This window comes from Microbacterium sp. NPDC056569 (assembly GCF_042793475.1).
GTDB lineage: Bacteria > Actinomycetota > Actinomycetes > Actinomycetales > Microbacteriaceae > Microbacterium.
Map to the genome: position 1 here is coordinate 1 of NZ_JBHTUV010000001.1, position 23,769 is coordinate 23,769.

At 71.3% G+C, this 23,769-nt stretch carries 21 protein-coding genes; 8 read left to right on the forward strand and 13 right to left on the reverse strand.

All coding sequences use genetic code 11. The features are described from left to right. Positions 1–185: 185 nt before the first annotated feature. Entirely contained in the window at positions 186–1,451 is a 1,266-nt protein-coding gene (locus ACFQ7C_RS00005; RefSeq protein ID WP_378896254.1) for an ABC transporter substrate-binding protein, read from the reverse strand. 310 nt (positions 1,452–1,761) lie between these two features. Between ACFQ7C_RS00005 and ACFQ7C_RS00010 the strand changes: the two genes are divergently transcribed. Genes ACFQ7C_RS00010 through ACFQ7C_RS00020 form a run of 3 tightly spaced genes read left to right on the forward strand, consistent with a single transcriptional unit; the run spans position 1,762 to position 4,663 of the window. Continuing rightward, positions 1,762–1,971, forward strand: coding sequence for a heavy-metal-associated domain-containing protein (locus ACFQ7C_RS00010; protein ID WP_378896257.1), 210 nt, complete (start codon positions 1,762–1,764; stop codon positions 1,969–1,971). Then, positions 1,968–4,322 (forward strand): heavy metal translocating P-type ATPase, encoded by a 2,355-nt coding sequence (locus ACFQ7C_RS00015; RefSeq protein WP_378896260.1) that lies wholly within the window; start codon positions 1,968–1,970, stop codon positions 4,320–4,322. Before ACFQ7C_RS00010 ends, ACFQ7C_RS00015 begins: the two co-directional genes overlap by 4 nt. Positions 4,323–4,333: 11 nt before the next feature. Continuing rightward, a complete protein-coding gene (locus tag ACFQ7C_RS00020) occupies positions 4,334–4,663 on the forward strand; it encodes a metal-sensitive transcriptional regulator (RefSeq protein ID WP_378896262.1) in 330 nt (109 codons plus the stop codon). Positions 4,664–4,666: 3 nt separating this feature from the next. On the opposite strand, the gene rarD is transcribed toward ACFQ7C_RS00020, so the two are convergent. Both rarD and groES read right to left on the reverse strand, forming a co-directional pair. Further along, on the reverse strand, positions 4,667–5,581 hold the full coding sequence (rarD, locus tag ACFQ7C_RS00025; protein WP_378897381.1) for an EamA family transporter RarD: 915 nt from the start codon (positions 5,579–5,581) through the stop codon (positions 4,667–4,669). A gap of 259 nt (positions 5,582–5,840) precedes the next feature. Then, entirely contained in the window at positions 5,841–6,137 is a 297-nt protein-coding gene (gene groES, locus ACFQ7C_RS00030; RefSeq protein WP_045275440.1) for a co-chaperone GroES, read from the reverse strand. A 425-nt stretch (positions 6,138–6,562) separates the two neighbouring features. Here groES and ACFQ7C_RS00035 point away from each other — a divergent pair, with 425 nt between their 5' ends. The 4 genes from ACFQ7C_RS00035 to ACFQ7C_RS00050 all read left to right on the forward strand — a co-directional run bounded on the left by ACFQ7C_RS00035 (position 6,563) and on the right by ACFQ7C_RS00050 (position 12,553). Then, positions 6,563–8,368, forward strand: a complete 1,806-nt coding sequence (locus ACFQ7C_RS00035; protein ID WP_378896265.1) for an Hsp70 family protein — start codon at positions 6,563–6,565, stop codon at positions 8,366–8,368. Continuing rightward, entirely contained in the window at positions 8,368–10,878 is a 2,511-nt protein-coding gene (locus ACFQ7C_RS00040; RefSeq protein WP_378896268.1) for a LuxR C-terminal-related transcriptional regulator, read from the forward strand. Before ACFQ7C_RS00035 ends, ACFQ7C_RS00040 begins: the two co-directional genes overlap by 1 nt. Before the next feature lie 109 nt (positions 10,879–10,987). Then, a complete protein-coding gene (locus ACFQ7C_RS00045) occupies positions 10,988–11,803 on the forward strand; it encodes an IniB N-terminal domain-containing protein (RefSeq protein ID WP_378896270.1) in 816 nt (271 codons plus the stop codon). Between the two features lie 6 nt (positions 11,804–11,809). Continuing rightward, on the forward strand, positions 11,810–12,553 hold the full coding sequence (locus ACFQ7C_RS00050) for a hypothetical protein (protein ID WP_378896272.1): 744 nt from the start codon (positions 11,810–11,812) through the stop codon (positions 12,551–12,553). On the opposite strand, the gene ACFQ7C_RS00055 is transcribed toward ACFQ7C_RS00050, so the two are convergent. From ACFQ7C_RS00055 to ACFQ7C_RS00070, 4 genes are all read right to left on the reverse strand, one after another. Further along, positions 12,494–14,002, reverse strand: coding sequence for a dynamin family protein (locus ACFQ7C_RS00055; protein WP_378896275.1), 1,509 nt, complete (start codon positions 14,000–14,002; stop codon positions 12,494–12,496). The genes ACFQ7C_RS00050 and ACFQ7C_RS00055 overlap by 60 nt on opposite strands. Positions 14,003–14,015: 13 nt before the next feature. Beyond that, positions 14,016–15,908, reverse strand: coding sequence for a dynamin family protein (locus tag ACFQ7C_RS00060; RefSeq protein ID WP_378896278.1), 1,893 nt, complete (start codon positions 15,906–15,908; stop codon positions 14,016–14,018). A 48-nt stretch (positions 15,909–15,956) separates the two neighbouring features. Further along, positions 15,957–16,247, reverse strand: coding sequence for a hypothetical protein (locus ACFQ7C_RS00065; protein WP_378896280.1), 291 nt, complete (start codon positions 16,245–16,247; stop codon positions 15,957–15,959). 115 nt (positions 16,248–16,362) lie between these two features. After that, complete coding sequence (locus tag ACFQ7C_RS00070; RefSeq protein ID WP_378896283.1) at positions 16,363–17,481, reverse strand: hypothetical protein; 1,119 nt, start codon at positions 17,479–17,481, stop codon at positions 16,363–16,365. A 164-nt stretch (positions 17,482–17,645) separates the two neighbouring features. Between ACFQ7C_RS00070 and ACFQ7C_RS00075 the strand changes: the two genes are divergently transcribed. After that, positions 17,646–18,833 (forward strand): SAM-dependent methyltransferase, encoded by a 1,188-nt coding sequence (locus ACFQ7C_RS00075; RefSeq protein ID WP_378896286.1) that lies wholly within the window; start codon positions 17,646–17,648, stop codon positions 18,831–18,833. A gap of 212 nt (positions 18,834–19,045) precedes the next feature. Here ACFQ7C_RS00075 and ACFQ7C_RS00080 read toward each other — a convergent pair whose 3' ends face one another. From ACFQ7C_RS00080 to alr, 6 genes are all read right to left on the reverse strand, one after another. Next, a complete protein-coding gene (locus ACFQ7C_RS00080) occupies positions 19,046–19,693 on the reverse strand; it encodes a DUF4190 domain-containing protein (protein WP_378896289.1) in 648 nt (215 codons plus the stop codon). Beyond that, entirely contained in the window at positions 19,690–20,757 is a 1,068-nt protein-coding gene (tsaD, locus tag ACFQ7C_RS00085) for a tRNA (adenosine(37)-N6)-threonylcarbamoyltransferase complex transferase subunit TsaD (protein ID WP_378896292.1), read from the reverse strand. The genes ACFQ7C_RS00080 and tsaD overlap by 4 nt, the downstream gene beginning before the upstream one ends. Continuing rightward, positions 20,754–21,239 carry a ribosomal protein S18-alanine N-acetyltransferase gene (gene rimI / locus ACFQ7C_RS00090; RefSeq protein ID WP_378896295.1) on the reverse strand — a complete coding sequence of 162 codons (486 nt, stop codon included), beginning with the start codon at positions 21,237–21,239 and terminating at the stop codon, positions 20,754–20,756. Before rimI ends, tsaD begins: the two co-directional genes overlap by 4 nt. Continuing rightward, on the reverse strand, positions 21,236–21,895 hold the full coding sequence (tsaB, locus tag ACFQ7C_RS00095) for a tRNA (adenosine(37)-N6)-threonylcarbamoyltransferase complex dimerization subunit type 1 TsaB (protein ID WP_378896299.1): 660 nt from the start codon (positions 21,893–21,895) through the stop codon (positions 21,236–21,238). The genes rimI and tsaB overlap by 4 nt, the downstream gene beginning before the upstream one ends. Before the next feature lie 171 nt (positions 21,896–22,066). Further along, a complete protein-coding gene (tsaE, locus tag ACFQ7C_RS00100) occupies positions 22,067–22,513 on the reverse strand; it encodes a tRNA (adenosine(37)-N6)-threonylcarbamoyltransferase complex ATPase subunit type 1 TsaE (RefSeq protein WP_378897384.1) in 447 nt (148 codons plus the stop codon). Between the two features lie 104 nt (positions 22,514–22,617). After that, the gene (gene alr / locus ACFQ7C_RS00105) at positions 22,618–23,742 is read right to left on the reverse strand and encodes an alanine racemase (RefSeq protein WP_378896302.1); all 1,125 of its coding nucleotides are present in this window, start codon (positions 23,740–23,742) and stop codon (positions 22,618–22,620) included. Positions 23,743–23,769 lie beyond the last annotated feature (27 nt).

The following is a 23,769-nucleotide window of genomic DNA, read 5'->3' on the forward strand; positions in this document are numbered from 1 at the left end:
CAACCGCGACGCCACCGCGCTGTCCCCGAGACCCTGCTCGAACCACGCTACTGCCGCTTCGCGCTGCACCTCACTGAGCGAACTGTTAGTACGCACACGACTGACCCCCGGGAGTCGGAACTGAATTCTCAGTCCAACTCCCGGGGGTCAGTTCATGCTGCCGGGGCCCTCTGGTCTCGCGTCGGTCAGTTGATGCGAGTGTGGGTGTTGTCGGCGCCGTACTCGAAGATGCCGATCGACGCCTCGGTCGGGTCGCCGGCCTCGTCGAACGTGATGGCACCCGAGTAGCCGTCGTAGTCAGCCGTGCCGCCGCCGAGGATGATGTCGGCGCACTCCTCGAAGGAGGTGCACTTCTCACCGTCGCCGCTGCCGCCCGAGACCTCCTGGAGGTTGGCGGCCAGGTCGGCGCCCTCGGTCGAGTTGGCCACGAGTGCGGCCAGAGCAAGAAGCACGACGGCGTCGTACGACTCAGCGGCGTAGTTCAGGTCGGCGAGCTCTTCGTTGCCCTCGCCCGTCCACCAGCCGTTGAGGCGCTCGACGAAGTCGTCCTCGAGGGCGGGTCCGGGCTGGGTGCCCTTCGAGCCCTCGATCGGCACCGGCATGTCGGTGCCCCACTGGCTGGTGTTGCCGTCGACGAAGTAGAAGTTGCCTCCGTCGAAGCCATCGGCGACGACGGCCGGAACGATCGTCGAGGTCTCGACGAAGCCGATCACGGCGATGGCGTCGGGGTTCTCGGCGAGCACCGCGCTGACCTGGGCGTCGTACGTGGTGTCGGTCGCGTTGTAGGCCTGGCTCGCGACGACCTCGCCACCGGCGGCCTCGAAGTTCTCGGTGAGCGCCGCCTCGAGTCCCGTGCCGTACGCGTCGTTGAGGTAGATGATGCCGAGCGTCTGGTGGCCGTCCTCGGCGATCAGGTTACCGAGCACCTCACCCTGGAGCAGGTCGCTCGGGGCGGTGCGCCAGTACAGGTTGTTGTCGTCCCAGGTGGTGAAGTCGGGCGACGTGTTGGCCGGCGAGAAGGTGACGACCCCTGCCGACACCGCCTGGTCGAGGAACAGCTTGGTGACACCCGACGACGCGGCGCCGATGAGCGCCGAGACGCCGTTGCCCAGGAGGCGCGGGACCGTGGTCTCGTACGCCTTGTTGTCGGGGTCGCCCGAGTCACCGAACTCGACGTCGACGGTGATGCCCTTGGCCGCCTCGTTGATGTCGGCGACCGCGAGGCCCACGCCGGCCTCCTCGGGCGGTCCGAGGAACGCCAGAGCGCCGGTCTGCGGAAGGACCGTGCCGATGCTGAGCGTGAGGTCACGCTCTTCGGTGGGGGGCGCGCTGGTCTCGCCACCGGTGCCGCCACCGCCGCCGGTGCAACCGGCGAGGACGAGGGCGCTGGCGCCGACGAGCGCGATGCCACCGAGGACGGTGGTCGTACGCGAGCGGGTGAAGACGCTCATGTTGCTCCTTGCTGTGTATTGACAACGGGAACGGCTCGGGCGCCGACCCAGTGCACTAAACCTAATCGTCGGCAAGCGTCCGCAATGTTGCCTTTCGTTAACGATCTGTAACGGATTGAAAACCGTGATCGGAGGGCAATTCCGGATGCTGCGCGCGGGCGTGTGCTGTGGATAACTCGTCGTCGGCCGGCCGAGCGGGGCCGGGGCGCCCGCCGCATCCGGTGCCGGCGTGCCATACCCCTCGCGGGTATACACTGGTGTGGCAGGTACCCCTGAGGGGTATCCTTCCCCGATCCATAGAGGAGAAGTCATGGCTGAGGCCGAGTACACGGTGACTGGAATGAGCTGCGGGCACTGCGAGGCGTCCGTGCGCGGTGAGGTCTCGAAGCTCGAGGGCGTCCAGGATGTCCAGGTGAGCGCCGCCGCCGGCACGCTCAAGATCGTCTCCACCGCCGACATCGCCGACGACGCCGTGATCGCGGCCGTCGACGAGGCCGGCTACAGCGCGGTCCGCGCATGAGCGAGGCCTCGGTCCCCGCCGCCCGGTTCGAACTCGAGATCGGCGGGATGACGTGCGCGTCGTGCGCCGCGCGGATCGAGAAGCGGTTGAACCGGATGGACGGGGTCGAGGCATCCGTCAACTACGCCACCGAGAAGGCGTGGGTCAGCGCTCCGGCGGGGCTCGACCCGCAGGCGCTCATCGACGAGGTCGAGAAGACCGGGTACACCGCCGCGCTGCCGGCGCCGCCTGCCGGCGAACCCGCTGACGGCGGCGACCGCGACGCCGACCCCGAGCTCACCGGCCTGCGGCACCGGCTCATCGGGTCGATCGTGCTGTCGACACCGGTGATCCTCATGGCGATGATCCCGGCGCTGCAGTTCACCTCCTGGCAGTGGGCGTCGCTGGCGCTCGCGGCGCCCGTGGTGGTGTGGGGCGCGTGGCCCTTCCACCGCGCCGCCTGGATCAACCTGCGCCACGGCGCGGCCACCATGGACACCCTGATCTCGCTGGGCGTCTCGGCGGCGTTCCTGTGGTCGCTGTACGCACTGTTCTTCGGGCACGCCGGCATGCCCGGCATGACGCACACGTTCGAGTGGTCGGTCACGCCGAGCGACGGTGCGGGCGACATCTACCTCGAGGTCGCCGCCGGCGTCACCACGTTCGTGCTGGCCGGCCGGTACTTCGAGCAGCGGGCCAGGCGCCGGGCGGGCGCAGCCCTGCGCGCGCTGCTCGAGCTCGGCGCGAAGGACGTCGCCGTGCTGCGCCCGTCCGGCACGGAGGCGGGGCCGGTCGCGCTGGGAATGCCCGGGCTGGGTTCCCCCGTCGCCCCCGCGCTCGTCGAGGTGCGCGTGCCCGTCGCCGACCTCCGGGTCGGCGAGGAGTTCGTCGTGCGTCCCGGCGAGAAGATCGCGACCGACGGCGTGGTGACCTCGGGCACCTCGGCCGTCGACGCCTCGATGGTGACCGGCGAGTCTGTGCCGGTCGAGGTCGCGCCCGGTGACGCCGTCGTCGGCGCCACGGTCAACGCGGGTGGTCGGCTCGTCGTGCGCGCGAGTCGCGTCGGCGAAGACACGCAGCTCGCACAGATGGCCCGGCTCGTCGAAGACGCGCAGTCGGGCAAGGCCGAGGTGCAGCGCCTGGCCGACCGGATCTCGGGCATCTTCGTGCCCATCGTGCTGCTGATCTCACTCGGCACGCTGGCCGTCTGGCTGCTCACCGGCGCGCCCGCATCCATGGCCTTCACAGCCGCGGTGGCCGTGCTCATCATCGCGTGCCCGTGCGCGCTCGGCCTCGCCACCCCGACCGCGCTGCTGGTCGGCACGGGCCGCGGCGCGCAGCTCGGCATCCTCATCAAGGGTCCCGAGGTGCTCGAATCGACCCGCAGCGTCGACACCGTCGTGCTCGACAAGACCGGCACGGTGACGAGCGGGCGCATGTCGCTCGTCGACGTGGTGGTCGCGGGCTCGCTCGATCCCCACACCAACGAGGCCTCGGCGGCCCGTGCCGAGCTCCTCCGTATCGCGGGAGCGCTCGAGCACGCCTCCGAACACCCCATCGCCCAGGCGATCGCCCGTGCCGCGGCGGCGGAGACCGGCGCGTTCCCCGCCGTGGAGTCGTTCCAGAGCCTGCCGGGCAGGGGCGTCTCGGGAGTCGTGGAGGGCCACGCCGTGATCGTCGGGCGCGCGGCGCTGCTCTCGGACTGGGCGCTCGGCCTCCCCGCGGAGCTGGCGGAGGCGAAGGCAGGCGCCGAGGCGCTCGGCCGCACCGCCGTGCTCGTCGCGTGGGACGGCGCCGTGCGCGGGCTGCTCGTCGTGGCCGACCAGGTCAAGCCGACGAGCGCAGAGGCCGTGACCCAGCTCAAGGCGCTCGGCCTCACCCCGGTGCTCCTGACCGGCGACAACGCGGCGGCGGCGCACGCCATCGCCGCGGAGGTCGGCATCGAGACCGTGATCGCCGAGGTGCTGCCGCACGACAAGGTCGCCGTCGTCGCCGGGCTCCAGGCCGAGGGCCGCGTCGTCGCGATGGTCGGCGACGGGGTGAACGACGCCGCCGCCCTCGCGCAGGCCGATCTGGGCCTCGCGATGGGGACCGGGACGGATGCCGCCATCGAGGCGTCCGACATCACCCTGGTCCGCGGCGACCTGCGGAGCGCCTCCGACGCCATCCGCCTGTCGCGCGCGACGCTGGGCACGATCAAGGTGAACCTCTTCTGGGCGTTCGCGTACAACGTCGCGGCGATCCCGCTGGCGGCCCTGGGCCTCTTGAACCCTATGATCGCCGGAGCGGCGATGGCGTTCTCGAGCGTCTTCGTGGTGGGCAACAGCCTGCGTCTGCGGCGGTTCCGCAGCCACTCGACCACTCACCGTTGAAGGAGTCCGATATGACCGACACCGCTCTCGGGCACTCCCACTCTCCCGCCGGCGAGCACTCCCATCACGGCTACATCACCGACAAGGACAAGTACCTCAACCGCCTCAAGCGCATCGAGGGTCAGGCCCGCGGCATCCACAAGATGGTCGAGGATGAGAAGTACTGCATCGACATCCTCACGCAGATCAGCGCCCTGACCTCCGCCCTCGAGGCCGTCGCCGTGGGCCTGCTGGACGACCATCTGCGCCATTGCGTGGTGGATGCTGCGCGCCTGGGCGGCGCGGAAGCCGACGCCAAGATCACCGAGGCCACGCAGGCCATCGCCCGCCTCGTGCGCTGATCGCTACGCCGCGACGCGCGTGCGGCGGGCGTGGAGCACCGAGTCGACGGTGAGCACCACGAGCGCGACCCACACGAGGCCGAAGCCGATCCACCGCTCGAGGGGCATCGGCTCGCCGAGGACGAGCCAGCCGACGAGGAACTGCAGGATCGGCGCCACGAACTGCAGCAGGCCGATCGTGGTGAGCGACACGCGGCGCGCGCCCGCGGCGAACAGCAGCAGCGGCACAGCGGTGATGACGCCCGTGAGGCTCAGCAGGAGGGTGTGCTCCCACCCCTCCGTCCCCATCGAGAGGCCCTCGGTCGCCCCGACGATCACGAGCACCACGACGGCGATCGGGGTCAGCCACAGCGTCTCGAGCGTGAGACCGCTCACGGCGTCGACCGACGGACCGACCTTCTTCTTGACGAGGCCGTAGACGCCGAAGGATGCTGCGAGAGTGAGTGCGATCCACGGGAAGGCGCGGTACCCCACCACGATCACGAGCACCGCCGTGGCGGCGATGCCGATGGCGACCCACTGCGTCGGGCGCAGCCGCTCGCGGAGCACAAGAACCGCGAGCAGTACCGTCGCGATCGGATTGATGAAGTAGCCGAGGCTGGTCTCGATGACGTGGCCGTTCAGCGCGCCGTAGATGAAGACCTGCCAGTTGACGTAGATCAGCAGCCCTGCGATCACGGTGAGGCCGAGCACCCTCGGCTGCCGGAAGATCGCGGTGAGCCGCGGCCACGTGCGGGTCACGGTGAGGAGCAGCGCGCAGAAGACGAGCGACAGCAGGATGCGCCACGCCACGATCTCCCACGGACCGGTCGGCGCGAGGAGCAGGAAGTACAGCGGCAGGAAGCCCCACAGCAGGTACGCCGAGAACGTGAAGATCCCGCCGAGCCGGCGCTCCCGGGCGGCGGCGGCATCGGACACGACCCGTCGGGTGCCGGTCGTGACGCCGAGGTCCAGCGCCGTCGAGTCGTCGAGTCCGTCCGCAGCGGTGGGTTCCGACGGGGAGGACTGCGGGTGGCTCACCGAGTCAGCCTACGCCCGCCCGCCGCGGCGCCGGCCCGCTGCTCCGGGCTCGCAGCATCCGTCGTCTGCCGTCCTCGGCCGGAATCCTGCCACTGCACACGACGAGAGGGTCGGATGCCGAAGCATCCGACCCTCTCGTGCGCGCAGTGCGCGGGACTCAGCGAACGACGACCGCGAGGACGTCGCGAGCGGACAGGACGAGGAACTCGTCGCCGCCGAACTTGACCTCGGTCCCGCCGTACTTGCTGTAGATCACGCGGTCGCCGACGGCGACGTCGAGCGGGATGCGGTTGCCGTTGTCGTCGATACGACCCGGGCCCACCGCCACGACCTCGCCCTCCTGGGGCTTCTCCTTGGCGGTGTCGGGGATGACCAGACCGCTGGACGTGGTCTGCTCGGCCTCGACCTGCTTGATGACGATGCGGTCCTCGAGCGGCTTGATGGAAACCGACACGGTCTACCTCTTCTTTCTTGGGACGAAGACTCGTTAGCACTCTGACATTGAGAGTGCTTACGTCAGTCTAGGCAACCGGCTGGCACTCATGCAACGTGAGTGCCAGCACTGCGTCACACGGATGCTGCGACCCGCCCGCCGCCGAACCGGACACCGATCCGCAACCGGACATTGGGCGTCCGTTCATGTATCACGCGACCCCTGAGTCCCTCACAGAATTCATGACTTCGTTTTACGCGCACTCCCTCGCGCCCGACCGCTCATGGTGATAGAACTACGGACGGGGGAAGACGTCCTGATCTCGGGGAATCGGACAGATGGCATTGAGCACATACGTGCTCGCCGTGGATATCGGTACAAGCAGAACAGCCGCATCTACAGCGACCACGGATTCTGACGGAAATACAGCGACAGCTCGGTTCGCGTTGGGGAGGCAAGCGGACAGCGTTCCGACGGCCGCCTTCGTCGCGGACGACGAACTGCTTTTCGGCGAGGCGGCCGAGCGGCGCGGCCTCGCCCAGCCGGAGCGGCTGGTGCGCGAGTTCAAACGACGCATCGGCGACGACGTGCCGGTCGTGGCGGCCGGCCGGCGGTACGCGCCGGAGGATCTGTTCGCCCGCATGGTCGCGTGGGTGGTGGATGCCGTCGCCGAGCGCGAAGGCTCCCACCCTGAGGCGATCATCGCCACCGTTCCGGTGGCATGGGGGGATTACCGCCGTTCCCTGATCTCGGCGGCGGTGGCACGCGAGATCTCGTGCCCGGTCGAGCTGGTGAGCGAGCCGGTCGCCGCGGCGTGGCACTACGAGTCGACGTCGCCGCTGACTCCGGGCAGTGTCCTCGCGGTGTACGACCTGGGCGGCGGCACCTTCGATGTCGCGCTTGTCGGCCGGGATGTCGACGACGAGCTGAGGATCATCGGCACCCCCACCGGAATCGGCGACTTCGGCGGCGCGGACTTCGACGATCTGGTGCTGCGCACGACCATCTCTGCCGCGGGGCTGTCGGCCGAGGATCTGGCCGCAGACCCGAGCCTGCGCGTGGGGCTCGCGGCCCTGCGTCGTGAGTGCGTCGACGCGAAAGAAGCTCTGTCGTTCGACTCCGAGGCCGTGATACCGGTGCTGCTCGCCGGCGCGTCGAACTCGGTGCGGATCACGCGGTCGGAGTTCGAGAGTCTGATCGACGAGGGCCTCGAGCGCACGATCGACGTGCTGCAGGACACGCTGGAGGCCAATCACATCGGCGGCAGGCTCGACGCGATCCTGCTGACGGGCGGATCGTCGCGCATTCCGCGGGTCGCGCAGCTCCTCTCCGAGCGCTTCGACACGCGCATCGCCGTCGACGCCGACCCCAAGGCGGTCGTCGCCCTCGGCGCGAGCCGCGTGCTCGCCACTCGTCTCACGCCCGGCGGCTCCCTCGCCGGAGCCGGCGAAGGAACCGGCACGATCGGCGCGGTGGTCCTCGCCGATGCCGCGCCCGCGGAGCCCTTCGCCGATGACGCCGCCGCGGGCGCGGCCAAGCCGCGCCGCTGGTTCCACCGCCTTCCCGCGACGGCCGCCGTCGCCGGCGGCACGATCCTGCTGGCCGGCGGGATCGTGCTGCTCAGCTCGACGACGCTGGGTGTCAGCTCGCTCCCGCTCGATCTCACGCCGGCGTTCGCCGACCTCACCCGCGACGACGACCCGGACACGGCGGACCCGTCGGACGCGACGGCCGCGGCGCCGGTGGGTGCTGCTCCGGACAGCAGCGCGACCACTCCGCAGCCCCCGGGTGTGAATCCGAGAAGGGATGCTGCGAAGCTGTCGTCACCGACCCCCAAGGCCTCGACCGACTCGACGGCGGCACCCAAGCCCGGCGCGCGCCCCACCACAGGATCCTCGTCGACGCCGTCGCAGTCGTCGAGCAACCCGTCGAGCGGCAGCGGCGGCCAGACCGCGAGCGGGACGGCTTCGGATCCGGCGGACGAGACGCCGACGACGACAGGTCCCGGCCCGGACCCGACCACCGATCCGCAGCCGGAGCCCACGACCGATCCGCAGCCGGAGCCGACCACCGATCCCCAGCCGGAGCCCCAGCCGGAACCCGAGCCCGAACCGCAGCCCGAGCCCGAGCCAGAGCCTGAGCCGCAGCCCGAGCCCGAGCCGGAGCCCCAGCCGGAGCCCGAGCCCCAGCCGGAGCCCGCACCCGAGCCCGCACCGTCGCCGAGCGACACGTCGGTCCCTGAGGTGCCCTGATGTCGTCGATTCCCACGCTGATCGAAGCGGATACGTGGGCCGCGTCGGCCGAGGCCGATCTTGACGCGTTCCGGTTCCCCGGTGAAGCCGCCCGCGCCGTCGTCTCGGGCAGCGCGGGGTCGGGCAAGTCCACGTTGCTGAGGCGCCTGACACGGCTGCTCGCGGCAGAGGGCACCGAGATCGTCGCTCTGCGCGAGTCCACCCGCATCTCCGCCGTCCCCGCGGATGAGGTGCTCATCGTCGACGATGCCCAGACTCTGTCGGCCGACCGCCTGCGCGAACTGGCCGCGCGCGCGGAAGACCCCGACGCGGGACTCGTCGTCGCCGTCCGCAGCTGGCCCGTCCCGGCGGAGCTCCCGGCGTTGCTCCAGCAGCTCGAGCGCAGCCGTCCGGCGATCCTGCTCGGCGACGTGACCAAGCAGCGCCTGCGCGGGGAGACCTCGGACCTCGGTGAATGCGAAGACGCGGTGCTCAGGCTCACCGGCGGAGTCGCATGGCTCGTCCGCGAGTGCATCGACGCCCATGACGAGGGCGATTGCCAGGACGATGCCGACCATCGCGTGCTGCAGGAGTCGCTGCGCCCCCGCATCCTGCATCGCCTCATGTCGGTCTCGCCGCCCGTGCGCCGGCTCGTCGACGGGATCTCACTGGGGATCTCACCCCTCGACGACACCGCCGACGGCAGCGTCGACGGGATCGAGTCGCTGCTCGCGGAGGGCTATGCCGAAGGCCTGCTCACCAATGACGGACGCCCTGCACCCATCATCGCAGCGGCGGTGCGCGCGGTCGCACCGGTGACGCGCATGATCGAGGTCGTCGAGTCGCACTCCGCCCTCGGCCTGCGCGACGGCGAGCTCTTGCGCAGCTTCGACGGCGTGCGCGATGCGCGGGCCGCGACCGCGCTCGCCGCATGGGCGCGCGACGCGCTCGCACGGGACCCGCAGCTCGCCGCGAACCTGCTCGACCTCGCCGTCGAGTGCGGCGCCGACCCCGAGGCGGTCGCGGACGACCGCGCCTACGCCGCCTGGGCGCTCGGTCGCGTCGACGAGGCCGGCGTCATCCTGGACGCACGACTGGCCGCAGCGCAGGGAGCCGCCGCAACCGGGCTGGTGGACCTTTCGGCGGCCGTCTGGGCGGACCGGGGCATGATGCAGCTGGCCGACGAGACCTACCAGACGCGAAAGCCCCGCGACGCCGCCGCCGCCACCCGAGCACACCTGGCCGCAGCGGGCGTGGGCCGGCTCCCGGACTTCGTGCCGGCATCGGACGCGCGCGGCACCGCGCCGTCGGCGCTGCGCACGGCGTACGCGCTCCTCGAACGCGGGCTCGCGGCGACGCTGAGTCCCACGACCGATTCGACCACGCTCGCCGACCTGCAGCGGGCATCCGAGCTCTACACCGCCTCGGCCGACACCGGAGCCACGGTAGAGCTGCCGTCGGTCATCGCCGCGGCCGCGGCGATCGGCCTCGGCGACCTCAAGACGGCGCACACGATCATCGACGACGCGCTCACCGGCCAGCAGGGCGGGCCGCACCGCGCACCTCGGCTCAACCTGTGGGCGGCATGGATCTCGCTGCAGCGTGAGCGTCCGACCGACGCGCAGGCGGCGCTGGCCCGCGCGACGAGCGGTCAGGCGCTGTCGCCTCGCGACGATGCGTTCGCCGCGACGATCGCCATCGGGCTGGCGCGCCGCTACGACGACGCGGCCGGTCTCGCTGCGGCCTGGGAGGCCGCGCACGCGCGGATCACCCGGGTCGAGCCCGACCTCTACTCCCTGCTGCCGCTGGGCGAGCTCGTGATCGCCGCCGCACGCCTCGGCGACGCCGCCTCGATGCGAGTGCCCTTCGAACGCGCGCTGCGCATCGTCGCCGATCTCGGAGAGCCGCCGGCCTGGTCCACCCCGCTGCACTGGGCGGGCATCCAGCGGGGCATCCTCCTGAGCCAGCCCGATGCCCTCGCCCCGCATGCCCGCGCCCTGGTCGCGGCCGCGCCGCACAACCGTCCCGCCGCCCGCATGGCGCAGGCCGGGCGCGTCTGGACGTCGGTGCTGGCGGGCACGGTGGATCCGGACGCCGTGGAGACGGCGGCCCGAGGTCTCGCGACCGTCGGCCTCGCGTGGGACGGGGCACGCCTCGCCGGTCACGGCGCCGGCCGCTCCGACGACCGCAAGGTCATCGCGCGACTCCTCGCGTGCGCCCGCGAACTGCACCCGCGCGACCCCGTCCGCCCCGCGGACGGCACGGAGGAGAGCGCCGCGTCGCCGGCTGCGCCGGTCGAGAGCGTGCTGAGCGATCGCGAGCGCGAAGTGGCGGAACTGGTGCTCCAGGGCAAGACGTACGCCGAGATCGGCGAGGCGATCTTCATCTCGCCACGCACGGCGGAGCACCACATCGCGCATATCCGCAGGCGCCTGGACGCGACATCCCGATCCGATCTGCTGGCCAAGCTGCGCGTCGCACTGGAAGGCACGCAGTCCGCACCTTCTCCTCGAGAGGCGGTGGGGGCATGACCCCGTACCACTTCCCCCCGAGCATCGGGGGAACCCCCGATGCTCCCATCGGGAGCCTCACCTACTCTGAGGTCATCGTCGTCGATCAGCATCCCGGAGGTGGCGTCTCATGACCACGCCCTTGGCCACCGTCGCCAACTCGATCATCGAGTTCATCCTGAGTCTGCTGCGGGATCCCGCCGCCCTCGAAGAGCTCAAGGAGGAGCCCGAGGCCACCCTCGCGAAGAACAAGCTGGGCAGTGTCTGCGCCGAGGACGTGCGCGCCGTCGCTCCCGTCATCTACGACCGGCCCGACGTCGCACCGCGCGTCAACCCGCCCGCTCCCCCGTCGAACCACAACGACGTCGTCAACGAGATCACGCGCATCACCACGAACTGGACGATGATCGACAACCGCGCGACGATCGTCGACCAGTCGGTCAACCAGAACATCTGGACTGAGGGAGGGGACGTCACGCAGATCTTCGACCAGTCGGCGGGCGTCGCCTCGGGGGACGGTTCTGCGGCCGGCGGCGACGACGCGATCATCGACAACTCGACGAACACCGATACCGACATCGACGTCGACGGCGACGGCAACGACCTGGGGACGATCCCCGACGCCGTCGAGGACACGGTGACGGGGGTGACGGATGCGGTGACCGGCGCCGAGGGCGCCGAGGGCCCCCTGCCGGGCGGTGAGGAGATCGAAGAGACCGACCTCGAGGCGCTCGCCGCGGAGCCGGTCGACGACGGCATCCAGGAACCTGCGGAGCAGCTGGACGCCGCGGTCGATGCCGGCGTGCCCGAGCCTGCCGCCGAGGTCGTCGAGACCGTCGCGCAGCAGCCCGCCGTGGCCGAGGTCGACGAGGCGGTGTGGAGCGAACCCGCCGATGCCGCGGTCGTCGAAGAAGTCGTCTACCCCGAAGAGCTCGAGGAGCAGTAGCAGCCGGTGGCAGATCCCCTCTCGGGCGCCCAGCCTTCCGACGCCCCGGCCCAGCCGGGCGCGTCGGATCGGCGCGCCGCGGCCCCGCCGGCACGCCGGGCCGCGCCGCCCGCTCCCACGGCGCCCGCCGCGCCCACGGCGGCTGCACCCGCTCCTGGGGCGAAGGCGCCCCCTCCAGGTCCGGCGAAGCCTCCACCTGCGCGCCCCTCGCTCGAGAACCCGAACGCCGCACCGGTGCTGACGAAGCTCACACCGCCGTTCTCCGTCCGGATGACGCAGCTGTTCTGGATCCTGAGCTTCTTCATCGGCGGGTTCGCCGTCGTCTACATGGTGATCATCCGCAAGGAGCAGCTGCCGCTCATCGCCGACGCCGTCCGCCTCGTGGACAGTGCGCGCGCGGATGAGACCTACACCACCGCCGCCGATATCGTCTTCTGGTCGGTGTTCGGCGTCCTCGTGGCCGCGCTCCTCGTGCAGATCACACTGCTCGTGTCGTTCATGGCGCGGCGTCCCAAGGTGCGCGTGTGGCAGCTGCTCACATGGGTGGTGCAGGTGCTCACGCTGGTGCTCGCCCTCGACCTGGCCTTCACCGGCGAGCGCGCCGAGCCGCTGCGTCTCATCCTCGCGGCGCAGTGCGGCCTCGTGCTGCTCGCACTGCTTTCGAGCGTCATGCCGAAGGCGATCGCGTGGTCAGCGCGACAGCGCGACGTCGTCCCCCATCAGAAGGACAGCGCCGCGCCCGTCCTGTGACGCGATCTGCTCCAGGCTGCGGATCACCGTGTGGCACAGTCCCACGGCGCCGCGCTCGGTGAGCGGCGACTCGGCGAGCCCGCGCCATTCGGTCAGGAGCTCGTCGGCACGCTGCCGCACGGCCTGCCCGTCGGCGTCATCGGCAAGACCGAGCCTGGTCTGCGCCGCCGCGCCGCTGCCTCCGACGATTCGCTCGGCCTCCTCCAGCCGCGCCACCGGCAGCGCGTAGCCGCCGGCGCGGGTGCGTGACAGTGCGGCGAGCTCGCGCAGCGAGTGGGTCGTGGCGAAGATCCGCTCGATCTCGGCCAGGAGCGCGTCGCTCCCGGGCCGGGGCCGCTCGCGCAGCACCTCTTCGAGCCCCGGGAGCGCTCCGTACACCTTGAGCGTGTCGGCGCGCGCACGGAAGTGGTCACGCACCATCGCCTGGAGCGTGTTCAGTCCGCTGCGCTCGAGCAGCCCCTCGGCGAGCGCCGTCGACGTCGTCGCGCCGCCGCGGATGAGCGCCGCCGACAGGCGGATGCCGTACAGTCCGAACCGCGACAGCAGCTCGCGGCGCGTCGCCTCGCTGAGCTCGATCGCGTCGGTCGGGCGGGCGAAACGGTCGGCGGAGAGCAGGAGCTTCTCCCGTGCGGTGCGTTCCATGCCCGCCACGGCGGTGAGCGAGCGGAACTCCTCCTCCCGGAGGGTGCGGGCGGTCTCGGCGACGAGGCCGGCTACGGGGATGACGTCGAGGACGAGTGCGTGCAGGTCGCCGTCTGCGGCGTAGCGCTGCGCCACCTGACCGGCGGACAGCAGGGAGTCGATGCGCGCCGAGCCGATCTCGTCCGCGCGCGAGAGGACCGCGACGGCGTTGACGGTGAGCGAGCCGCCCATCGCGGAATCGCGGAAGGACTCGAGGAAGTTGCGGTCGGACGAATGCAGGTGCCGCATGAGGTAGATGACGGCATCCGGTGCCGAGGCCGCACTCTTCGTCGTGAGGTAGCCGGTCGCGCGGGCCGACACCTCGGCCGACAGGGAGGCGATGCCGGGCGTGTCGATGAGGATGAGCGACCGGAGGCTCTCCGACGGCCAGCCGACGTCGATCCACGCCACCTCCTCGGCGGTGGTGCTCCCGAGGTCGATCACGACGCGGCCGTCCTCGCGCTGGAACCGCAGCCGGCGGGGCTCGCCCACGTGCGGGTGCAGCGTGATGCTCGGCGTGCTCGCGCGGCGATACCAGGTGACCACGCGCGTGCACTCGCCGGCGTCCGTGGCCGCGATCGTCTCCCCCAGCATCGCGTTGAGCAGCGTCGACTTCCCCGCCTTGATCATGCCCGCCAGCGCCAGGCGCAACGGCCCCTGCAACCGGCGGTCGAAGGCGCGGATCACCTCGGCGGCGGGGTCGTCGGCGTAGAGGTCCAGCGCCTGCTGCGCGACGCGGCGCGCGTCGGCGAGTGCGGGCTCCTTCATCGTCGCGTGCCTCTCATCGTCCGATCACCGCAGGCTCTGCGGCTTGCTCGATGGCCGGCGGCGAGATCTGGCCTTTCAGCGTCTCGAGCGCGCGGAGCTGGTTGCGCAGCACCTTGATGCGCTGCTCGCGCTTGCCGCTGTCGACGCCGGCCGCCTGCTTCGCGGCGGACATGGCCTCGCTGAATGAGCGGGCGAGCTCGTCGGCGAGCGAGCCGAAGTGGTCTCGGGCGGTGCGCTGCACGAGGCGCAGGCGATCCTTGAGCTGCTTGCCGGCCTGGAAGATGACCTCGTCGATGTGCCGGCGCACGATGTTCTTCGCCTCGGTCTGACGTCGGGTGAGGCGTGCGCCCATGTCTTCGCGGAAGGCGCGACGGCCGACGATCACGCCGGCGATCAGCGAGAGCGGATTGATGAGCGGCAGTCCGATGAGGCCGGTCGCCAATCCCACCATGAGCACACCGCCGTACGAGCCGCGCACGCCGATGAAGATCTTCTCCGCCGCACTCATGCGGCCCTCGTCGAGCTCGCTGAGCGCCTCGACGGGGTCGAGCACTCCGGCGGCGTCGGCGACGTCGATGGCAGGCAGGCTCTCCTCGCCCTCGAGGAACAGCTCGGCGACCTGCTCCGACAGCCATCGCGCGCGCTCGTCGGTCCACACGAAGGTCTCCGAGACGGCGGCGCTGACGCGCTGGTCGAGCCACTCCGTCATCTTGTCCCAGATGGGACCGGGATCGCCGGCATCGATGGATGCCTCGGCCTCGCGCTGCACCTTGCGCAGGCGATCGCGGAGGTCGTGCTCCATATCGGCGATCAGATCCGCGACGCCATCCGTGAGCGTCACCTGCCAGCGCGCGGAGCGGCTGCGGAACTCGTCGGCGCGTTCCTTCGCCTCCTCGAGCTGCACGATGAGGCGCGGGGTCTCCTCCGGGTCGACGAGAACCGTCAGCTCGGAGCGCAGAGTGATCGCCAGCTGGTCGACGACCGACGCGAGGTCGTGCATCGCGCTGCGCTCGTGGATCTCCTCCGCCCGCTCGAGGATCTGCCGGCGCAGATGCGCGACGAGCCCGGGGAATCCGGACTCGTCGTTGAGCTCGGCATCCTGCAGCTCCGCAGCGGCGAGGCGGAGGTCGCTCGACACCGAGAAGATCGGGATGTCTCCGATCTTCGACAGGTGCCCTCGGTCGATCTTCTCGATCTCGCGCCAGTCGGGGTAGAGGTCGGTCTTGGCGAGCACCGCGGCGACGTTCGGCGAGACGCGCATCGCGTGGCGCAGGAATTGCATCTCGGGTTCGGTGTACTCCTGGGACGCGTCCGAGACGAGGATGACCGCGTGCGCGCTCGACAGCGCCGACAGTGTCAGCAGGGCGCTCCGCGAGTCGAGTCCGCCCACGCCGGGGGAATCGACGAGACGCAGTCCGCCGCGCAGGATCTCTCGAGGAAGCAGCACCTCCGCCGAGAGGATGCGACGCATGTTGTCGGGGTTCCCCTTGGCCGACACGTAGTCGGCGAGCGAGGTGATGGGGACGACTTCGCGCCGGGGCTCGCCTGCACCATCGGTCTCGGGCTGCACCAGGACGCTCGCGGACGGCTCGGGCGCATACCCGACCACCGTCGGCACGGTCGTCGCGATGTCGTCGTCGACCGGGCAGGCCGGGGCATTGACCAGCGCGTTGACGAGCTTGCTCTTGCCCTGCTTGAACTCGCCGACGACGATGACCCGCACGTGCGGATCGCGGAGGCGGTCGCGGGTCTGGATGAGGCGCCGCACCAGATCGCGGCGACCGACCTGGGCGGCGGCCTTGCCGACCTTCCCCACCAGATCGATGAGGGCCGCGTCCGAGTGGCCGCGGAAGGCGTGGTCGAGACCTGCGTCGGGGGCGGCGGCCGAGTCGTTGTGGTCGGGCAAAGGTGTGCAGCTCCTTGGGTTTCCCCGCCTGAGTCGATGTCGTTCGGCTCAGGCGGGGAAGTCGAAGGCGTTCGCGGCGGGATCGGTGCCGGTGTCGAACGACCCGGCGGCGCCACCCCAGAGGACGTCGGCGTCGACATCCCAGTCCGAGGCGGTGACGTTCTCGATCTCCTCCGAGAACGCGTTGGCGAACGGGAGCTCGTCGAAGGATCCCGTCGAGGTCTCATCGGCGAACTCGCCGCCGTCTGGGGACTCATCGTCGGCGAACAGCTCGTCGCCGACGGAGAAGGCGTCATCGAACGCCGACGAGCCGGCGTCCCAGTCATGACGGTCGGTCATCGCACTCTCCTCCTCGTCGGGTCGATCGAGGGTCCCCGCCTACCAGTATGCTCCCGCCCTCCGGACGGGTGCGTGTGCGCCCGACCGCTTGCTGCGGTCGGGCGCACACGGTGTGTCACAGGTCGAGTTCGGCCTGAACCGCACCCGGGCTGTTGATGATGCCGTCGTTCTCGAGCTCGACGTCGATGTCCGACTCGTACTCGTTGAAGGCGTCCTCGACCTCCACGTCGACGTCGGTCGAGTTGTCCTGGAAGGAGTCCTCGATGTCCACCTCGGTCTCCTCGTTGAACGAGTCCTCGAAGTCGACCTCCGTGTTGACGGAGTGGTCGTCGTTGAACGCGTCTTCGATCTCGACCTCGACCGAGTTGTCGGTGTTGAACGAGTCCTCGAACTCGACGTCCCAGTTGGTCGAGTTGTCGGTGTTGAAGGCGTCCTCGATCTCGACGTCGATGTCCCAGTTGGTCGAGTTGTCGATCGTCGCGTCGTCGCCGGCGCCTGCCGAGTTGTCACCCGACGCCACGCCGCCCGTCTGGCCGAAGACCTGGAAGACGCTGCCGCCGCCGTCCCCGCCGCTGGTCCAGATGTTCTGGTTGACCGACTGGTCGAAGATCGTCGAGCGGTTGTCGATCGAGAGGCCGCTGGCTCCGAGGAGGCCCGCGCCCCCGGCACCGCCGGCGCCGCCACCCAGGTTGAGGTCGCGGAAGCCCGTCGAGTACTGACGCACACCCGTCGTGATCGAGTTGTCGTTGAGGGTCTGCTGGTTGAACGAGTCGGTGATGTCGACGTCCACGTCGGTGTTGATCGAGTGGTCGTCGTTGAACGAGTCCTCGATCTCGACGTCCACGTCGGTCTCGGTCTCGTTGAAGGAGTCCTCGACCTCGACGTCCGTGTCGTACTCGTTGAACGAGTCCTCGTTCTCGACGTCGATGTCGGTGTCGGTCTCGTTGAACGAGTCCTCGACCTCGACCTCGGTCTCGGTGTTGCCCGAGTCCTCGATGTCCACGTCGGTGTCGTTGTACGAGTCCTCGTTGCCCGAGTCCTCCACGTCGATCTCGGTGTCGGTCTCGTTGAACGAGTCGTCGACGTCCACTTCGGTCTCGGTGTTGCCCGAGTCCTCGATGTCGACGTCGGTCTCGTTGAACGAGTCCTCGACCTCGACCTCGGTGTCGTACTCGTTGCCCGAGTCCTCGATGTTGGTCTGAAGACCAAGGAGGTTCGTGTTGTCGTCAGCCATGATGATCTTCTTTCTTGACAGGTGCCAGGCGGCGTGTTGGTAAGAGTCTCCGCATCCCGCAGCATCCGAACATCGGGAGGAATCCCCCCAGAAACCCCTATGCCGCCCGGGGTTCGCATGGGGGATCAGAGGGGGATCCCCGAACGGGGACATAGGCTCGGCAGGTGGAACTCTCCGAACTCGCAGCGCTCCTGACGCCGGAGGGCCTGCGTCTGCTCGACGCGATGCCGCCGGTGGACTCCTCCGACGACGTCGCGCGCGCCGTGACCCGGCTGCGTCGCGACGGCCACTCCCCCGACCTCGTCTCGGCGGTCGTCGGCCAGGCGCGGCTGCGCACCCGCGCGCGGGCGAAGTTCGGCGATCTGGCGGAACGGATGCTGTTCACCCGCGCCGGCCTCGAACAGGCGACGCGTCTGCCCATCGCGGCGCGTCATGCGGCGCGGTTCCGCGATGCAGGATTCGCACACGTGGCCGATCTCGGCTGCGGGATCGGCGGCGACGCCCTCGGCCTCGCGGGGCTCGGCCTCCGCGTGACCGCGGTCGACGCCGACGAGGTGACCGCCGGCATCGCCGCATACAACCTCGCGCCTTTCGGCGCCGACGCCGAGGTGCGGCTCGGCGCCGCCGAAGCCGCCGACCTCGACGGCGTCGACGCCGTCTGGCTGGACCCGGCCCGCCGCACCGCCGGCCACTCGGAGACCTCCCGCACCCGATCCGAGGACTGGTCGCCGTCACTGGACTGGGTCCTCGACCTGGCGAAGCGCATGCCCGTCGGCGTGAAGCTCGGCCCGGGACTCGACCGCGAGCTCATCCCCGACGACGTCGAGGCGCAGTGGGTGAGCGCCGACGGGTCGACGATCGAGCTCGTGCTGTGGTCGGGGGCGCTCGCGCGCCCGGGCGTGCGCCGTGCCGCGCTCGTGATCCGGGGCGATCAGGCGCACGAGCTGACGGCCGAGACGGATGCTGCGGACCAGCCCACCCGAGACCTCGGCGCCTTCCTGCACGAGCCGGACGGCGCCGTCATCCGCGCGCGCCTCATCGGCGATGTCGCCCGCTCGCTCGAGGCCGGCATGCTCGACGAGCACATCGCCTACCTCACGTCGGACGCCGCGCTCACCTCGCCCTTCGTCTCGACGTTCCGTGTGCGCGGGGTGCTCCCCGCCGACGAGAAGGCGCTCGCGAAGGCCCTGCGCGAGCGCGACATCGGCCGCCTCGAGATCAAGAAGCGCGGTGTGGACGTCGACCCCGCCGCCTTGCGCACGCGGCTGAAGCTCCGCGGCCCCGAGTCGGCGACCCTGCTTCTCACCCGCATCGGCAGCCGCCGCACCGCGATCCTGGCCGACCGCGTCTGAGCGCCGCCCCCGCCCACCCGTATCTCCGCGCTGTCGGCCCACGCTGCCGCATCCCGGCCGCGCAGCGGCACTTCCGGCCAACCGCGGTCGTCCCGCGGGGGCACCGACCGCGCGCGAGCTTCACGAGTCGGCCCCGCTGCCGCATCCCGGCCGGGTAGCGACACCGACGGCCGATCGGGAGGGCCGAATTCAGCCGATCGGGAGGGCCGAACTCAGCCGATCAGGTGCGCGCGCATCGCGGCGTAGAGCAGCCAGCCGGCGCTGTAGAGGATCGACAGCGTTCCGAGCACGATCGCCCACACGGCCACGGCTCTGCTCTCGAGCGGGCGCCGCAGTGCGATGATCGCCGACACGACGGCGACGAGTCCGATCGGGAATCCCCAGCCGACGAACATCGACACGACGAGCCCGACGATCGCGAACGCGAGCGCCCAGCCGGCGAGCCCGCGATGGAACGCCGAGTCGGTCGTCGTCCACGACGTGTCGTCGGGGTGGAACTCGCCGCCCGGCTCGGACGGCGCGGTCTCGACCGTGACGGCGACGGGCGCCGTCGGAAGACGCAGGAACCCGCCGCGGTGCGCACCCGGCAGCGGCGACGCGTCCTGCGCGAGGTCGACATCGGGCGACACCGACGTCACCGTCGGACCCGGAGGTCGTAGCGGCGCGGGCGCGGCACCGGGATCGACGGATGCTGCACCCTCAGGCGGCCCTGCGTCCAGTGTGGGGTCTCCCGAGGACTCAGAAACCGAGTTCCTGCCCGGAAACCCCTCCTCGCGCGGTTCCTCAGCCGGTTCGGGGTTTCTCGCGTCGGCCGCGGGCTTCTCGGCGTCGCCGGGCTGCGGCATCCGTTCGTCCGTCATGCCGACTCCGCGACCTGGATCTCGGTGACGGGCAGCGTCGAATCCGCGCCGAACTCGAGGGTCGAGGGCGCGCGGCCCGCCATGATGAGCTCGGAGGTCAGCGCCGCGATCATCGCGCCGTTGTCGGTGCAGAGCGACAGCGGCGGGATGCGCACCGTCACGCCCTCGGCGGCCGCGCGCTCGAGCGCGACGTCGCGCAGCCGGCGGTTCGCGATCACGCCGCCGCCGAGCAGCAGGCGGGGCACGCCGTGGTCGCGGCACGCGGCGAGGGCCTTGGTGACGAGCACGTCGACGACGGCCTCGCGGAAGCTCGCGGCGACGTCGGCCACGGGCACCGTCTCCCCCAGAGCCTCGCGCTGCTCGACCCAGCGGGCGACCGCGGTCTTGAGCCCCGAGAACGAGAAGTCGTAGCGGTGCTTCGCCATGTCGCTCGCGCGCGAGAGCCCGCGCGGGAACGGGATCGCCTTCGGATCACCGGATGCTGCGGCCCGGTCGATCTCGGGTCCCCCCGGATACGGCAGCCCGAGCAGCCGCGCCACCTTGTCGAACGCCTCGCCGGCCGCGTCGTCCATGGTCTCGCCGAGGAGCTCGACGTCGGTGGTGAGGTCGCGGACGAGGAGCAGCGAGGTGTGCCCGCCCGAGACGAGCAGCGCGACGGTCGGGTACTCGAGCGGGGGTGCGTCGGCATCGAGGATGTCGGCGGCGATGTGTCCGACGAGGTGGTTCACGGCGTAGAGCGGCTTCCCGAGTGAGACCGAGAGCGCCTTCGCGGCGCCGACGCCGACCATGAGCGCGCCGGCGAGGCCCGGACCGCTCGTCACGGCGACCGCGTCGAGGTCGGCGAGTGCGACGCCCGACTCGGCGAGCGCCGCCTCGATCGACGGCTGCAGCGCCTCGAGGTGCGCGCGGGCGGCGACCTCGGGCACCACGCCGCCGTAGCGGGCGTGCTCGTCCATCGAGCTCGCGATGGTGTTCGACAGCAGCGTGCGGCCGCGCACGATCCCGATCCCGGTCTCGTCGCAGCTCGTCTCGATGCCGAGCACCAGCGGTTCGGCGCGGTTCACGTACACACCCCTCCGTCCTCGTCCTGCCGGGCCCACCCGCGCAGGTCGAGCTTCATCACGACGGCATCGACGTCGTCGGGCTGGTAGTACCGGGCCTTGCGGCCGATCTCGGCGAAGCCCTCCGACACGTACAGCGCCTGCGCGACGGGATTGTCGGCGCGCACCTCGAGGAAGACGTCGGTGACGCCGCGGCGCGCAGCCTCCGCGAGCAGCGCCCGCAGCATCGCCCGCCCGCGGCCGCGGCCCCGCGACACCTCGGCGATCGTGATGGTCTGGATGTCGGCATCCCGCGCTCCGGCGACGGCGCGCAGTCCCGCGTACCCGACGAGGCGGCCGGCCTCGTCGTCGACGACGTACCAGCCGTGCGGCGACGCGAGCTCTTCGCGCATCATGGCCTCGGACCAGGCATCGGTCGGGAACGACGCCCGCTCGAGCGTCATGATGGCGGCGAGGTCGTCGCCGGTCGCCGGGCGGAGCGTCATAGGTTCACCCGCTTGGGCGCGTGCGGGAGCGTCACGTCGGGCGAGCGGAGGTAGAGCGCGTCGGCGGGTCCGATCGTGCGCCCGGCCGCGAGGGCGCGGGCCGCGGCGAGTGCGAGCATCGCCGCGGGGATGCGGTCGGCGTCGCGGCGCGCGGCGCCGGCGCTCGCGAGCACCCCGTCCAGGTCGTCGCGGGGCACGAGCGCCGACTCGGCGATGCGGACCGGAAGCCCGTCGTCGTCGACACCGCGGTAGACCGTGTAGGCGAACTCGCGACGGCGCGCGTCCGTGACGACGGCGAACGCCTCGTCCGCGGCATCCTCGTATCCGCCTGTGAGCGCGTCGTGCAGGAGCAGCTCGAGGGCGACCGCATCGTGGCTCGCGACCGGCACGACGGGCACGCCACGCCCGAGGGCGAACGTGCGGGCGGCCGCGATGCCGACGCGCAGCCCGGTGAAGGGTCCTGGTCCCATTCCCGCGGCGACATGCGTGATCGCGAACGGGGAGACGGATGCCTCGGCCAGCGCCCGCTCGATCAGCGTGCCGATCACCTCGGCGTGGCCACGGGGGTCTGCGCTCTCGACCTGCGAGCGGATGACGCCGTCCGGCTCGACCACCGCCACCGCGGAGCCGAGCGACGTGTCGATGCCGAGGATCACCCTCCCAGGGTAGTCGGCGCCCCGCACGCCCCGGTCGCCCTGCCACTCGTTCGTTCGTCACATATGCACGCGATTCCGCGGATCTCGCGTACACGTGTGACGAACGAACGAAGGTGAGTGGGCGCACAGACACCGGGCGGGAGACGACGGGGGCGCCGACGCCGACGGCGACTACGGGTGGCGCGTGATCTTCACCAGGCGAGGGGTGTCGGCGTCGAGGTCGGCCTCGTGCGCGATCGTTCCGCAGGCGTTGTCGACGCCGCGGCCGTGCCACTCGCGCTCGAGCTCGACCTCCCACCACTGCTCGCGCAGGCCGTCGACGAGCCCGCGGCCCCACTCCACGATGACGACCGAGCCGTCGAAGTCGATGTCGAGGTCGTCGAGCTCGGCCGCCGAGCCGAGGCGGTACGCGTCCACGTGCACGAGCGGCGCGCCGCCCGAGAGCGACGGGTGCGTCCGGGCGAGCACGAACGTCGGGCTCTGGATCGGGCCGCGCACGTCGAGCCCGCGGCCGATGCCGCGGGTGAGCGTGGTCTTGCCCGCGCCGAGCGGACCGGTGAGCACCACCATGTCGCCGGGGCGCAGCATCCGTCCCATCTCTTCGCCGAGTGCCTCCATGGCGTCGGGCGAGGTGATCTCGCGCGTGCCGACGAGTGCGTCCAAACCCTGTGCTGTCGCGTCCACGCCCGGTGCAACGCGCGGGGCGTCCGCGGCGTTCCCGCTCACTCCGACACCTCCCGGCGCGGCACGCGGGGGCCGACGCGCGTGACGATCTCGTAGTTGATGGTGCCCGCGGCATCCGCCCATTCGGTCGCCGACGGCACGCCCAGGGTCGGGTCGCCGAACAGCACCGCGGCATCGCCCACGGCCACGGGCTCGTCGCCCATGTCGACGACGAACTGGTCCATCGCGATGCGGCCGGCCACCGTGAAGCGCCGCCCGCCGATGACCACCGGCGCGGCGCCCGACGCCGACCGTGGCACGCCGTCGGCGTAGCCGAGCGGCACGAGCGCGAGCGTCGTCTCGCGCTCGGCGCGGTAGTCGTAGCCGTACGACACCCCCTTGCCCGCCGGCACGCGGCGCACGGCGGCGACGGTGCCGCGCAGCGTCATCGCGGGGCGCAGGCCCAGGTCGGCGGAGGTGCGGTCGTCGAAGGGCGAGAGCCCGTAGAGCCCGATGCCGATGCGCACGCACCCGAGGCGCGACTCGGGCAGGTCGATCGCGGCGTGCGTCGCGGCGATGTGCCGCAGCGGCGGCGCGAGCCCGACCGAGGCTGCCACGGCGACGCCCTCCTCGAACGCGCGCAGCGCGGCGCGGTCGTCGTCGGGCGACGCGTTGGACAGGTGGCTGAACAGCGCGATCACGCGCACCCGGCCGATCCGCTCGAGGCGCGCGGCCTCGGCGAACACGACGCGGTACTCCTCGGGGGCGATGCCGTTGCGCGACAGCCCGGTCTCGAGCTTCAGGTGCACACCGACGGGACGATCGGCGGATGCTGCGGCCGCGGCCTTCTGCAGCTGCTCGAGGCTCGAGATGCCGAGCTCGATGCCGAGTGCGGCCGCCTCGGCGAAGTCCGCGCCCGGGGCGTGGAGCCACGCGACGATCGGAGCGTCGATGCCCGCGCGACGGAGCGCGAGCGCCTCGGTGATGTCGGAGACGCCGAGCCGCGACGCACCGCCGGCGAGCGCGGCGACCGCCGAGCGCACCGCGCCGTGCCCGTACCCGTCGGCCTTGACGACCGCGATGACCTCCGACCCGGTCAGCCGGCGGAGGTGCCGCACGTTGTCCTCGATCGCGCCGACGTCGACGACGGCCTCGCGCAGGGATCCGGCCGGCAGCCGGCTCATGCGCCGGCTCCGTCGGCTCCGTCGCCT

Coding starts and splice junctions, on each gene's coding strand:
- ACFQ7C_RS00005 (WP_378896254.1), bottom strand. CDS start 1,451: ATGAGCGTCTTCACCCGCTCGCGTACGACCACCGTCCTCGGTGGCATC.
- ACFQ7C_RS00010 (WP_378896257.1), top strand. CDS start 1,762: ATGGCTGAGGCCGAGTACACGGTGACTGGAATGAGCTGCGGGCACTGC.
- ACFQ7C_RS00015 (WP_378896260.1), top strand. CDS start 1,968: ATGAGCGAGGCCTCGGTCCCCGCCGCCCGGTTCGAACTCGAGATCGGC.
- ACFQ7C_RS00020 (WP_378896262.1), top strand. CDS start 4,334: ATGACCGACACCGCTCTCGGGCACTCCCACTCTCCCGCCGGCGAGCAC.
- ACFQ7C_RS00040 (WP_378896268.1), top strand. CDS start 8,368: ATGTCGTCGATTCCCACGCTGATCGAAGCGGATACGTGGGCCGCGTCG.
- ACFQ7C_RS00045 (WP_378896270.1), top strand. CDS start 10,988: ATGACCACGCCCTTGGCCACCGTCGCCAACTCGATCATCGAGTTCATC.
- ACFQ7C_RS00055 (WP_378896275.1), bottom strand. CDS start 14,002: ATGAAGGAGCCCGCACTCGCCGACGCGCGCCGCGTCGCGCAGCAGGCG.
- ACFQ7C_RS00065 (WP_378896280.1), bottom strand. CDS start 16,247: ATGACCGACCGTCATGACTGGGACGCCGGCTCGTCGGCGTTCGATGAC.
- ACFQ7C_RS00070 (WP_378896283.1), bottom strand. CDS start 17,481: ATGGCTGACGACAACACGAACCTCCTTGGTCTTCAGACCAACATCGAG.
- ACFQ7C_RS00080 (WP_378896289.1), bottom strand. CDS start 19,693: ATGACGGACGAACGGATGCCGCAGCCCGGCGACGCCGAGAAGCCCGCG.
- rimI (WP_378896295.1), bottom strand. CDS start 21,239: ATGACGCTCCGCCCGGCGACCGGCGACGACCTCGCCGCCATCATGACG.
- tsaE (WP_378897384.1), bottom strand. CDS start 22,513: ATGGAGGCACTCGGCGAAGAGATGGGACGGATGCTGCGCCCCGGCGAC.
- alr (WP_378896302.1), bottom strand. CDS start 23,742: ATGAGCCGGCTGCCGGCCGGATCCCTGCGCGAGGCCGTCGTCGACGTC.